At 44.1% G+C, this 13,309-nt stretch carries 12 protein-coding genes; 6 read left to right on the forward strand and 6 right to left on the reverse strand.

Annotated features, from left to right (window positions below):
- Positions 1–394: 394 nt before the first annotated feature.
- Positions 395–1,051: a DNA glycosylase gene (locus tag B2866_RS11680; RefSeq protein ID WP_296194534.1), complete on the reverse strand. Its 657-nt coding sequence runs from the start codon at positions 1,049–1,051 to the stop codon at positions 395–397.
- A 312-nt stretch (positions 1,052–1,363) separates the two neighbouring features.
- Between B2866_RS11680 and upp the strand changes: the two genes are divergently transcribed.
- Positions 1,364–2,011, forward strand: coding sequence for a uracil phosphoribosyltransferase (upp, locus tag B2866_RS11685; protein ID WP_296194448.1), 648 nt, complete (start codon positions 1,364–1,366; stop codon positions 2,009–2,011).
- Positions 2,012–2,089: 78 nt separating this feature from the next.
- Positions 2,090–2,842 carry an SDR family NAD(P)-dependent oxidoreductase gene (locus B2866_RS11690; RefSeq protein ID WP_296194451.1) on the forward strand — a complete coding sequence of 251 codons (753 nt, stop codon included), beginning with the start codon at positions 2,090–2,092 and terminating at the stop codon, positions 2,840–2,842.
- A gap of 24 nt (positions 2,843–2,866) precedes the next feature.
- Here B2866_RS11690 and B2866_RS11695 read toward each other — a convergent pair whose 3' ends face one another.
- Positions 2,867–3,523 carry a hypothetical protein gene (locus B2866_RS11695; RefSeq protein WP_296194453.1) on the reverse strand — a complete coding sequence of 219 codons (657 nt, stop codon included), beginning with the start codon at positions 3,521–3,523 and terminating at the stop codon, positions 2,867–2,869.
- A 343-nt stretch (positions 3,524–3,866) separates the two neighbouring features.
- Here B2866_RS11695 and B2866_RS11700 point away from each other — a divergent pair, with 343 nt between their 5' ends.
- Positions 3,867–4,823 (forward strand): alpha/beta fold hydrolase, encoded by a 957-nt coding sequence (locus tag B2866_RS11700; protein ID WP_296194456.1) that lies wholly within the window; start codon positions 3,867–3,869, stop codon positions 4,821–4,823.
- 75 nt (positions 4,824–4,898) lie between these two features.
- Here the strand turns inward: B2866_RS11700 and B2866_RS11705 are convergent, their stop codons facing one another.
- The 3 genes from B2866_RS11705 to tyrS are packed head-to-tail and all read right to left on the reverse strand — an operon-like array spanning position 4,899 to position 6,981.
- Positions 4,899–5,138 (reverse strand): DUF1653 domain-containing protein, encoded by a 240-nt coding sequence (locus tag B2866_RS11705; RefSeq protein ID WP_296194458.1) that lies wholly within the window; start codon positions 5,136–5,138, stop codon positions 4,899–4,901.
- Entirely contained in the window at positions 5,128–5,709 is a 582-nt protein-coding gene (locus tag B2866_RS11710; RefSeq protein WP_296194460.1) for a GNAT family N-acetyltransferase, read from the reverse strand. Before B2866_RS11710 ends, B2866_RS11705 begins: the two co-directional genes overlap by 11 nt.
- A gap of 60 nt (positions 5,710–5,769) precedes the next feature.
- Entirely contained in the window at positions 5,770–6,981 is a 1,212-nt protein-coding gene (gene tyrS / locus B2866_RS11715; protein ID WP_289047185.1) for a tyrosine--tRNA ligase, read from the reverse strand.
- 119 nt (positions 6,982–7,100) lie between these two features.
- Between tyrS and B2866_RS11720 the strand changes: the two genes are divergently transcribed.
- From B2866_RS11720 to B2866_RS11730, 3 genes are all read left to right on the forward strand, one after another.
- The gene (locus tag B2866_RS11720) at positions 7,101–8,471 is read left to right on the forward strand and encodes an anhydro-N-acetylmuramic acid kinase (RefSeq protein WP_296194467.1); all 1,371 of its coding nucleotides are present in this window, start codon (positions 7,101–7,103) and stop codon (positions 8,469–8,471) included.
- A gap of 227 nt (positions 8,472–8,698) precedes the next feature.
- Positions 8,699–9,976 carry a beta-ketoacyl-ACP synthase II gene (fabF, locus tag B2866_RS11725; RefSeq protein WP_409520876.1) on the forward strand — a complete coding sequence of 426 codons (1,278 nt, stop codon included), beginning with the start codon at positions 8,699–8,701 and terminating at the stop codon, positions 9,974–9,976.
- A 163-nt stretch (positions 9,977–10,139) separates the two neighbouring features.
- Positions 10,140–11,039 carry a hypothetical protein gene (locus B2866_RS11730; protein ID WP_296194469.1) on the forward strand — a complete coding sequence of 300 codons (900 nt, stop codon included), beginning with the start codon at positions 10,140–10,142 and terminating at the stop codon, positions 11,037–11,039.
- Between the two features lie 122 nt (positions 11,040–11,161).
- On the opposite strand, the gene B2866_RS11735 is transcribed toward B2866_RS11730, so the two are convergent.
- Entirely contained in the window at positions 11,162–12,979 is a 1,818-nt protein-coding gene (locus B2866_RS11735; protein ID WP_296194474.1) for an aminopeptidase P family protein, read from the reverse strand.
- Between the last annotated feature and the right edge of the window lie 330 nt (positions 12,980–13,309).

Raw genomic sequence — 13,309 nt, forward strand, 5'->3', positions numbered from 1 at the left:
TAATGAGGTGCGTATTATAGACGCTTAAATTAGTAAGTCAAGAAGTAAATTATTTTATTTTAAACTGAGTTAATCTAAAATGAATTCGCTCGGCTGGATGATTAAGTAGTAGCTTGGTTAAAACCCGCTATTGTTAATCAGTGGTAATCCACTTCTCCAATACGCCTTCCCTTTCGACTGGGTGGCATTATACGCGGTTTTAGTAGGGGGTCAAGGTGGTTTGTCAGCTATTTTAGCGATTATCTCGCCTTATTATTAATACCCTCTATTTATCAGTCAGTTAGGATTAAAAATAGTTTTACCTTTAATGATAGTCAGCCTTTTTTGCTTAAAACCGCTTATCTCTTCTATATAACAGTATCCTATATATAGCATTTTTCTATATATGACACTTTTATAATTTACCTATCTTTTTAAAGAAGTCTTTGTAAGCAGCAACTTTCTTATCTAATGCTAACGGGTATGCGCGTGACGTTGAAGGCAACCTATATAAGGTAAGATTATTCACATCGGCTTTTCTATTATTATCACTTTGCCATTCATAAGGGTAATTCATGCTTTGGTTGGTCTTTGGATACTTGGATTTGGCAGGTGGCTCAGCTAATAAATTGAGCAACACCTCAGTGGCTTTGCCGCCCGTGGTAAATAAGGTTTTAACCTTTGGCACTTGAGGCAAAATAATATCTAGATCAACAGGGGTGACAACGGTTAGGTTTTTGTCCGAGGCATTACCTGTTTCACGAATAGCTTGAGTAACGGTAGGACAAGAGGCAATGCCGCGCTCGAACATAAAGGCACGAATACGCTCAGGGTCAAAACGCTTTTCATCGCCTACTCTGAAATAATCAACGTCATCAAAGAATACGCTGCCATAGATACGCCACATATCATTATAAAAGTTCGGATAGTGAAATCGCATTGCCCATTTATCAGCAGTCGGTGGAAAAGTACCCATCATCATCACGGTAGCATCGGGCGGTAATACAGGACCAAACGGATGGGTTTCTACTTCTGGGGCGAAAGCTTCGGACAATATCGAGCTAGTAGCCATTTTATGAGTATTATCATGTGTATGGGATGGTTGTGTAGTCATAAGATTCTTCATCAGAAAAGCGGTTTTTTTGTTATCATAGCAAGCCTAAACACTACTTCATTTGTTAAGGCGTTATTATAGTCGAACATAGTTTGCTTAAATAAAACTAACCTTGTTATAAATGCCTTTGGCTTACTTTTTTATTAAAGCATTAAGCTTACTATTGATGGTCTAGGTATAGGGTTGAAGTGCAGTAAGTGTTTGTATCTTTATTAATAATAGCAACCGCAGTAACTGCGCAAGCATCAGCGAAAAATCAAGAGAGACCTTATGAATGACTTAAAAATCACCGTTATTGATCACCCGTTAGTCCGTCATAAACTCAGCCTTATGCGTGAAAAAGATTGTAGTACCTATAAATTTCGCACCCTAACCAAAGAGCTCGCGCGATTGATGGCGTATGAAGCAAGTCGTGACTTTGAGATTGAAAGCTTCCCGATGCAAGGCTGGTGTGGTGAAATCACTGGTGAGCAAATTTCGGGCAAAACTGTGACTATCGTTCCTATTTTGCGTGCTGGTATCGGTATGCTCGACGGCGTGCTCGATTTAATCCCAACGGCGAAAATCTCTGTCGTCGGTTTACAGCGCGATGAAGAGACCTTACAACCTGTACCCTTCTTTGAAAAGTTTGTCAGTCATATGGACAAACGCCCAGCCCTTATCATTGACCCAATGTTAGCGACTGGCGGCTCAATGGTTGCAACCATCGAGATGCTAAAGAAAAATGGCTGTACTAATATTAAGGCATTGGTATTGGTTGCTGCTCCTGAAGGCGTACGCTTGGTCAACGAAGCGCATCCTGACGTGACCATCTTTACAGCTGCGCTCGACAGCCATTTGGATGAGCATGGTTATATCATTCCCGGTCTTGGCGACGCCGGCGATAAAATCTTTGGTAAGCAGTTATTTAATAAGTAAGACAACGCCTTTAAACCAAGACAAGCCGGCGTTATAAACCATGATACATGTACAGAACATCAATGATAAGGATATAAGATGAACGTATTGATTACAGGGGCAAGCGCGGGTTTCGGTAAAGCATTAGCTGAGCGTTTGGTTGCCAATGGTCACCGCGTGATTGGCTGTGCCAGACGCTTAGACAAATTGAATGCGTTGGCAGATACGTTGGGCGAAGCATTTTTACCTGTGGTCATGGATGTCAGTGACACCACGTCTATACCGCAAATCATTGCTGACTTACCGGCTGATTTCAAGCAAATCGATGTCTTGGTGAATAACGCTGGACTGGCACTTGGCACCGAGCCTGCGCATCAAGCTAGTCTTGATGATTGGATGCGTATGATTGATACCAATGTTAAAGGTTTGATGGCGCTCACTCATGCTGTCTTGCCAGCTATGGTCGCACGCGATAGCGGTTATATCATTAATGTCGGCTCTATCGCCGGCAGTTGGCCTTACTTTGGCGGTAACGTCTATGGCGCGACCAAAGCTTTTGTCAAACAATTTAGCTTAAATCTGCGGGCGGACTTACTCGGTACGCAAGTACGGGTGACCAACCTTGAACCAGGTAATGTCGCAGGTACTGAATTTTCAAATGTGCGTTATCATGGTGATGATGATAAGGCTGCTCAAGTTTATGATGGCTTTAAAACCATGACCGGTGACGATATTGGCGATATTTTATTGTGGTTGATTGAATCGCCTGCCCATATTAACGTCAATCGCTTAGAGGTCATGCCAGTGGCACAAACTTATAATGGTCTGACGATTGCTAAGCAAGATTCTTAAACGCTTAATCAACCGTTTGGCTCACTAGCGTAATTCATAAGACCGAAGCAATATAGTCGCCTCTATGTTGCTTCTTTTTTTGGCTATGACATTCTCTTCATTGACCAGGCGCAATTCCTGAAAATCCAAAACCAATACCTCATTACGCGTGCGCTCGCTGGTACGTTTATTGTGGCGTATCGGAAATCCTAAAACTTGCTTACCCCTAATCACTACTTGATTGATAATCATGGTCGGATTATTGAGGGTAGTTTTTGCACTTAACTGTTGAGCATTGATAATGACGGTGGCAGGATTGAGCGTTGTGATTAATACCTTTGTCTGGCGCACGCTTTTTGCTAAATCACCTGCAAAAAATAATACTTGCTCTAATGGTAAATATTGGGCGTGGCGCATAAGCTCGCGGCGAAATAACGCTGGCATATCGGTATTAAAGCTGTCTTCTGTTTGTCGATAAAACGCCGTAAAGTTACGATGCAGATAGCGGCCAAACACGCTGCTATTTATCCAATCTTGATAAACCTTATTGGATAATAACTGCTTTGTGAAAGTATCCGCAGCTGCCATGTCCTCTGTCTCCAGCATTTCTAGTAAAAGCGCTTGCGGACTATTAAACATTTGCTGCTGCCAGCTTTGCGGATATAGGCTGCTATCAAGCAATGGTAAAGTTAACTTGCCCATACGCTAATATCCTTATTAATCATTGAGCATCCTCCTCAAAGCATATAGTATCTATTATGTACACTTCCTATCACATGCATGCCCTATCAAACTTATTTGCTATCTATTAATAGTATCTCAGATTGTATGATAGCGGCGGTCCGCTATAAAATGAACACAGAGCTACTGATATTCATTTTGCGCAGCCTCTGTCTGCGTAGGCACGGCAAGCAAGGAAAATGAATACCAGTGGCGCGTTATCATACTTGTACTGATTTTATTTAGGACTGACTATAGGGTATATTTGCCACCTTAATATAACAGCCTTTGGCAAATGGGTTAATAGAAAAAGGGTTAACGCCTTATGAAAACCAAATTAATTAACTTATCTGCTAACTATAAAGTGCAAACGATTGATATCGCTTTGTCTGACGGCACATTACTACCTATTTCAGTGATAGGAAGTGGCCAACCTATACTGCTCTTGCATGCCTATGGTATGGATGCGCGTGAGTTTTTACCCTTTATTTTGCCCTTAACGGGTAAATACGCCTTTTACCTGCCGCACCTGCGAGGATTTGGCGCGGCAAAAAACATCAAGCTGACCCAGTTTGATTTTGTGCGTCAATATGCCGATGATATCAGTATCGTCATTGAGCAAATTTGCTTGGCACGTAATATAGAATCCTTACCTGTTGCCGCTATTTCGATGGGCGCGCAAGTGATGTGGGCGTATTTTGAGCGTTATGGCAGCGCAAAAGTCAGCCGCTATTTAAATATGGACCAAAGTCCTGCTATCCATAATCAGCCTGACTGGCAAGGTGGCTTGTTTGGCACGCGGCAGCAAGAAGTATTCGATATCTTTCATGAGGTAATTGATAAGACGTTACCTTATGCTCATGTCGAAAGCTTTACCCATCTGCCTTTTGCCCTGAAACGCCGTGCAACGGATGTTGAACGGCTGTTCTCTCTTTTATCCGTCAATCGCATGCGCTCAAAAGCCCTTATACAAGTGATGACCTATAAAAATGACCCCAAACTTGCGCTTTATGACCACAGCATTTGGCATCATAAGATGCGCTGCTTGCAAGCCTATTTGACATTACCCTATGACTTTCGTGGCGCGCTAGAGCGGGTTACCATTCCGGTGGTCAATCTGATTGGTGGTCGCTCCAAACTCTACGATGCTAAATGGCAGCAAAAAATCACCCAAATGTTACCCAATGCCACTGAGATCGTGTTGCCGCGCTCAGGTCATGCGATACCAATGGATGAACCTGTTGGATTTTATAAAGTATTAAAAGGTTTTTTAGAAGGTTAGTTTTTGAGACAAATAAAAAGCGACCTTAACGGGTCGCTTTTTATTTTTGCAATAGATTTTAACCATTTTGAGATATCAACCCGCTAAGGCTTTAATCAATTCAAACCGTGGTACTTCTTTACCATCAACTTCAACAGTTTCAGTAAACATCGCTAATGGTCTTACCCACACGCCATACGCACCGTATAGGCAGCGGTAAACGACTAACAATTCTTTCGTTTCTGAATGCTGCGCGGTATGCAATACCTGATAAAGATTGCCTTTATAATGGCGGTAAATGCCCCGGGCGACGCTACTAAAATTATTATTTTCCATGCTTAGCTAGCTTCTCTATTAACTTGGTTTTATGTTTAGGCCATTCATCTTTTGACATGCTATACATCACTGTATCCGAAATAACACCATCACGGCGCACTCGATTACCTCGAATCACGCCATCTTTTTTAGCACCTAAACGCTCAATGGCTTGTTGTGAGCGATGATTGTCAATATCCGTGCGCCAACCTACTGTTTGATACTCTAAAGTTTCAAATATATAAGTGAGTAGCATAAGCTTACAGGTGGTATTGACATGCGTGCGCCAATACGATTTAGCATACCAGGTATAGCCAATCTCTAAGCGTTTGCTAGTTGGTAAAATATCGTGAAAACTCGTTGTACCAATCGCTTTACCATTTGATTCATCAATAACGACAAATGCTTTTCTATCAGGCATTGAATGTGCGGTATTGATATAATCAATGATCTTATCTGGCTCTGGTACCGAAGTCTCGTTTATTTTCCATAGCTCACCGTCTTGGCAAGCTTGGGCTAAATCATTGGCATGAGTTAACATCAATGGCTTAAGAATAATACCGTTACTTGATAACGTAGGAAGGTCTAACATCTATCTCTCCTTAAGCCATAATAAACTTAGAAACTCTCGTTACCTAGCTCAATGTCTTAACTAAGCAACCGTTACTTTCGCATAAGCCTTTTTGCCTGCTTGGATAACCACCGTCTGACCAGAGGTTAAGCTAAAGCCCGCATCGACCACTTCGCCATCTACTTTTACCGCGCCACGCTTGATCATATCTTTAGCCGATGAGCTGTTTTTGGCAAGCTCTGCTTGGTTTAGGATTTGCGTGATAAATAATGCGTCCGCACCTTCCAACTCTAACGTCACTTCTGGTAAATCGACTGGCAATTCACCATCAGCTAATACGTTGCCCGCTGATTTATGCGCATTAGCAGCAGCATCGGCATCATGGAAACGCTCAATTAATTCTTCAGCAAGGATACGTTTGATTTCTTGTGGGTTGCGGCCGTTTTCCATCTCTGCCATTAACGCTTCGACTTCTTCCATCGGCTTAAAGCTTAAAAATTCAAAGTAGCGACGGATTAAAGTATCAGGCATCGACAGCAGTTTTTGGTACATGGTGCCCGGTGCATCATAGATGCCAACATAGTTACCAAGTGACTTAGACATTTTATTAACACCGTCTAGCCCTTCTAAGATTGGCACGGTGATACAAACTTGTGGCTCTTGACCGTAACGACCTTGCAGGGTGCGTCCCATCAAAATGTTAAAGGTTTGATCCGTACCGCCCAGCTCGACGTCGGCTTTTAGCGCGATAGAGTCATAGCCTTGCACCAATGGGTATAAAAACTCATGGATCGCAATGGGCGTTTGCGCCGCGTAGCGTTTAGAAAAATCATCGCGCTCAAGCATACGCGAGACGGTCAACTGGCTAGAGAGCTGAATCATATCGCCCGCTGACATATCTTTGAACCATTCAGAGTTAAAGACAATCTTGGTTTTTTCTTTATCCAAGATTTTAAAAACTTGTTCCGCATAAGTCTGCGCATTGACTTTGATTTGCTCATCGGTCAAGGGCGGACGCGTGCTGTTTTTGCCAGAAGGGTCACCAATCTTGGCAGTATAATCACCGATTAGGAAATAAATCTCATGACCCAAATCTTGAAAATGCTTGAGCTTATTAATCAGCACGGTATGGCCCAAGTGCAGGTCAGGAGCGGTAGGATCAAAGCCTGCCTTGATACGTAGCGGGCGATTCAGTTTTAACTTTTTAACCAAATCGTCTTCAGATAGGATTTCTTGTGTACCGCGTTGGATTAAGGCAAGTTGTTCTTCTAGGGTATAAGTTTGGGTGGTCATGATGCTCTCTTTATTGTCTTTATTTAAAGGGTAACGCGTTTGGGCCAATTAGAATCTCGTAGCCAGTAAAAGATGTTAGAATTTGAGGGATATACTAGCGTTTTTTAAGGTAAATTGCCATGACCAACCCTGCATCGATTGCTGATACTAATGATAATACTGATTCAACTATCAATTATGACGATAATTTAAATAACACTTTGGACAAAACTTTAGATGACGATTTAAATTATGCCACCTTAACCGATGCACTTGAGCAAACGGTGTTTGAAAACTTCGATGATGGCTTATATATCGGCATGATGTCTGGCACCAGCTTAGATGGTATGGATGCGGTGCTTTGTCAATTCGACGGTAAAGAAAACAGTCAGCAACCGCTGCGATTGTTAGCTTCTATCAGCCAAGATTTTCCGCCACGCCTGCGTGAGGTGTTATTGGCACTTTGTCAGCCAAATGGTGTGCAAGAATTAACCCCGACAATGGGCGAACCAAGCAGTGAATTAGACTGGTTTGGCTGGGCAAGTAAGGAATATGCTGAATTTGCCAGCGACGTGGTCAATAATTTATTGCAGCAGTCCAATACCGATAGTGAGTCGGTGCTGGCGATTGGCTGCCACGGTCAAACGGTGCGCCATCGTCCGCAAATGGGTTTTAGCTTGCAATTACTCGATGCCAATATCATCGCCGAGCGTACTGGTATTAGCGTTATCAGCGACTTTCGTCGCCGCGATATGGCCGTCGGTGGTCAAGGAGCGCCTTTAGTACCTGCCTTTCATCAAGCCTTGTTTGCCATGCCTGATAGCACGCGAGTGTTATTAAATTTGGGCGGTATTGCCAATATCACCGTCTTACCAGCCAATGACAGCTCTATTAATGCTAATACTGCTGTTGTTAATAATAGCTCGGTGATTGGTTATGATACCGGCCCTGCCAATTTATTACTCGATGCGTGGACGGCATTGCATACGGATAAAGATTATGATGCTGGTGGCGCATGGGCGCAGTCAGGACAAGTGGTTGAGCCGTTACTTAATCAACTGATAGAGCATCCATTTTTTGCGCGAACCTATCCGAAAAGCACAGGGCGTGAAGACTTTAACTTAGCATGGCTACAAAGCGAGCTGCAAAAATTTGACCAAGCCTCTGCCCATATTCGCTATTCGTCAGCCGATGTGCAGGCAACATTGACCGAGCTGACGGCCATGAGTGCCAGTATGCAAATTAATAGGTTTATTAAGGCAAAAGGAAATAGCTCGGTTTATGTCTGCGGTGGCGGTGCGTTAAACGATTATTTGATGACTCGCTTGCAAGCGCATCTACCTCATTGCACAGTAGAAACTACTACCAGCTTAGGGCTGAATCCCGCTTGGGTCGAAGCCGTCGCCTTTGCGTGGCTGGCACGCCAGACCCTGATGGGCGAAACTGGTAACTTGCCAGCTGTCACTGGCGCAAGTAAAGGCGTGGTATTGGGTCAGGTATGTTTTGCCTGATTGGTCAAATTTTAGTTTACATACGTACACTTATGTGTTTTATAATGGCTTTTGAAATAACATCCTCTTAGGACCGTAAGTACAGGATATAGAGCATGAGCCAGCATAGCAGTTTACCGACCGACTCACTTACCGAGCAAACGATGAATAATACTCCCGTGGATATTGCTGCCAAACAAGCATATAAGCCAAGACAGAAACCACCGCACTACGAGCGTTCTGACGATATGCGCGTGGTGGTCACCGGTATGGGCGCGGTGACGCCTTTGGGATTAGATGTCGAAAGCTCATGGGCAAGCCTGCTTAACGGCGAGAGCGGTATCGCGCCAATTACCCATTTTGATGCGACTGACTATCGGGCGCGAATTGCGGGTGTGGTCAAAGATTTTGACGCCAAGCAATATATGAATGCCAAAGACGCGCGCCGCTATGATGAGTTTATGCATTATGCCGTTGCGGCCTCTGCTATGGCATTGAAAAATGCCGGCTTTATCGATGAAGTCAGCGCAGCCGATGCACCTGTGCAAGATGTCGAGCAAGAGCGCTTTGGCGTGATTTTAGGGTCAGGCATTGGCGGTATCCAAACCATTGAAAACAGCCGTGATACGCTTCGTGAAAAAGGCGCAAGTAGAGTATCACCCTTTATTATTCCAGGTTCTATCGTTAATATGGCTGCAGGTTTGGTGGCGATTAAGCATACTTTAAAAGGTCCAAATCTTGCGACATCGACTGCTTGTACCACCGCGACCCATGCCATGGGGCTTGCGGCACGCTTGATTGCTTATGGCGATGCCGATGTGATGCTGGCAGGTGGCAGTGAAAAAGGCTCGAGCCCACTGGGTATATCAGGTTTTGGGGCGATGCATGCCCTCTCAACTCGTAATGATGAGCCAACCAAAGCCTCACGTCCGTTTGATAAAGAGCGTGATGGCTTTGTACTCGGTGATGGCGCGGGTGTCATTGTCCTTGAAAGCCTTGCCCATGCTAAAGCGCGCGGCGCAACGATACTCGCCGAACTGGTTGGCTTTGGGATGAGTGATGATGCTAGCCACATTACCGCACCGCCAGAAGATGGTAGCGGTGCAGCGCGCGCCATGCGCAACGCCCTAAACGATGCTGGTATTGAGCCTGCCGCGGTTGGCTACGTCAATGCTCACGGTACCAGTACGCCTGCGGGTGATGTTGCTGAATCCATTGCCATTGAAACCGTTTTTGCGCCCGTTAAAGACAGCATTTTGGTCAGTTCAACCAAATCTATGACTGGTCATTTATTGGGTGCCGCTGGTGGTATCGAGGCCATCTTTACTGTGCTTGCTTTGCAACATCAGCAGGTACCGCCGACCATTAACTTGGATAATGTTGAAGACAACTGTAATCTCGATTACGTGGCCAATCAATCGCGTAAAGTTGAGAACTTGCAATATGCTGTCTCCAATAGCTTTGGTTTTGGTGGCACCAATGGGTCGCTTATATTCGCTCGTTGGCCGGTGCAATCATCAAGTTAAAACGCCTAAAACAACGTCAAAAAATGCTAAAGCAATATTAGAAAAACTGGCATTTCAGTCATTGTAAACTTGGTGTCAGATTTGCTACGTTTGACCACTTGCAGCCCCTTATCGTACTTGCGTATGATAAGGGGTAATTTTTGCAACATTTATGGACGATACCATGTCAAGCTACTCATTTTCCCATCAATTTTATCAGCATTGGACGTGTGCGCCAGACCCTGTACGCGCCTCTATCATCCAAGAACTCACCGATATCGCCACCCTCTTACAACACGACACGCCATTTGAAACCTTTGTTTTTAGCACTCATGACTTAGACGCCCATCTTGATACTCTTTATGAAAATCATGAAGCCGAACAAGCGATTGCTAAAGCCATCGCCGACAAACAAGCAAAAGAGCGCGCCGCTGCTGAAAAGCAGCGTTTGGAAGAAGAACAACGTTTAGAAAAAGAACGTCTAGAACAAGAAGAGCAAGCAAAAGCAGCAGCAGACGCTAAGCAGAGAGAAGAAGAAACATTAAAAGCAGCAGAAGAAGCGGAAAAAGAGCAGCAGCACAATGAACAACTCGCTGATAATAAATCTGCCAGTATCGATGACCATGATATTAGCAAGAATGTTACTAGCAAAAATAACACGAGCATGATAGAAAAATCAGTGTCTGATAGCAGTGTTGAGAAAAATCAAGATATTGAAAAACCGGATGCTGAATTAGAAACTTCTAAAACTGCTACTGATAAAAAATCCGTTCAAGAGCCTGCCAATGTTGCAAATACGGCAAATAGCGCAAACGATAACAGTATGAAAACCGTTATCGATAAAGTGGTCTCAAACGCTGCTATTCCTTTGTCTTTAAAAGATACTAAGCTTGGCGCGAGTCACCCAGAATTAATTCGCGAGCTTGAGATGCATGTCGATGACTACTTAAGTGAGCAAATGATGCAAATTTCTGAGAATTTAAAATCTTGGCTACGGGCTGAATTGGCACAGCATTTAACCGAACCTGATACCGCCACTACTAATGACAATAAAGAAACCAGCGCCAAGAAAAACATTCGTTAGTTATAAAAAAACCTGATTTACATTAAAAACCTCATCGAATTCAATAAACACTAAAAAGCCCCATCGATATTGACGGGGCTTTTTTTGCTAATTTTTTTCTAATAAAAGTACAAATCGCTATTTTAAATAGCTTTTGTACGCTCGGTTAGCCATTTAAGTGCCGCACCCTTAACGCGATCTTTTAGCCCCGTATAGACTTGGCTATGATAGTCATTAAGCCAATCAATCTCGATTTGGGTTAATAGTGCAGGCTCAATCAAACGCGTGTCAATAGGGCAGTAAGTGATGGTTTCAAAGTGTAGGAATTGGCCAAACTCAGTCTCAGTTGGATTCGCAACCGGCGTATTGACCACCAAGTTTTCGATACGAATACCCCATCTGCCCTCGCGGTATAAACCTGGCTCATTACTAGATATCATCCCTTCTTTCATCGCGCGTTCTTTTGGCGTACTAGCACTATAAGCGATGACCTGCGGGCCTTCATGGACGTTTAAGAAATAGCCAACGCCATGACCGGTACCATGACCATAGTCCATCTGTGCTTGCCACAAGGGTGCACGGCAAATCGCATCGATGAGCGGTGACGCAATACCATCAGGGAAATGCGCTTTTGCTAAGGCGATATGCGCTTTTAACACCGTGGTAAAGTCTCGTTTATGCTCGCTGCTTACTTTGCCAATACCGACCACACGGGTGATATCGGTGGTGCCGTTTTGATATTGCGCACCTGAGTCAATGAGCAATAAGCCGCCCTCGCCTTCAGTGACATCAAGGTAGCTGAATTTTTCTGGCGTCGCACGGTAATGCGGCAAAGCGCCGTTTTCGTTAAAGCCTGCGATGGTTGGAAAGCTTGGCGACACATAATGCGGCTGCTGACTGCGAACTTCGATGAGCATACTATCGACATCCAGCTCACTCAAACGCTCACCGTCTGCTAGGCGTTTTTCAAATGTCGCAAAAAACTCACTTAATGCCGCACCATCTTGGCGCATCGCTTCGCGCACATGCTCGATATCCGCCGCAGACTTCACTGACTTGAGTAAAGTGCTTGGCGCCATCTGCTCGATAAAGCCCACATCGTCGGCCATTTTTGATAACGTACCGACCGCCACTTTGCTTGGGTCTAATAATAATAAATCCTCTGGCGTTAAGGTAGCTAATGCCTCTTGCACCGCATCATAATCCGCAAGCGCGATACCGCTGTCTTTTAGCGATTTTTCAATCTCGCTACTGACTTTATTATTATCAACAAACAAGGTCGCTTTATCTTCGCTAATGAGCACATGCGCTAAAAATACCGGATTATAATCGACGTCTGCACCGCGTAAGTTGGTTAACCAAGCGATATCATCTAAGCTTGACAGCAAGTGATGGCTTGCGCCTGCCTCCTTCATACCTGCGCGCACGGCAGCAAGTTTTGAGCTAGCGGGCTGATCGATAAATTGCGCATCGTGTTGGTAGAGCTGTGCTGATGGCAATGCTGGACGGTCGTTCCATATGTCGGTCAAGACATCGCGCTCAGTGATTAAAGTGATATCATTGGCATCAAACGCATCAAGCAATCTGTCTTGTTCAGCGATAGACAACACATTGCCATCAACCGCCACGCTATCGCCTTCCGCTAAGTTTTGCGCTAGCCAATCGATATGATTTGGCTGACCAGGAGCCAGTTTTTCCAAAGTAATACCCGTACCTTCTAGCTGATGCGCGGCGTGTACCCAGTAGCGACTGTCTGTCCATAGGCCAGCAAAGTCAGCGGTAACGACCAGCGTTCCAACCGAACCTGTAAAGCCTGATAACCATAAACGCGCTTGCCAATATTCTGGCAAGTACTCAGATAAATGCGGGTCTGCTGACGGCACGATAATCGCCGTTAAATCTTGTGCCGCTAGCGTCTTACGCAGGCTCTCGATACGCTCGTGGATATGTTGTTTATTCATGAAAGATGTCCTTATTGCTTTTAAAAATGAGAGTTAAAAAAAACGCTTGTGAGGCGACTATGAGTAGTCGTCTTATTGAGGCAAATAAATTTATCAGTATTACGTGAAGCCTTTATTCGCCTATAAAGGGTTTACTATTTTTAGAATGATAGTTATATAAATGAGTAAGAGTGCTTAGGCGTTTAGCCGAGCTATTATTAATTTCAGCTTAGCAATAGCATTAGTATTAAAGCAGCGCATCTCTAGATGTTTGGGCAGATAGCAGGCTTTCAATGGCGACAGAGAAATAACTCACTGATTGAAACTATAAAACGTGCTACCAATTATGGT

The sequence above is a fragment of the Psychrobacter sp. UBA3483 genome, from assembly GCF_002377905.1.
GTDB lineage: Bacteria > Pseudomonadota > Gammaproteobacteria > Pseudomonadales > Moraxellaceae > Psychrobacter.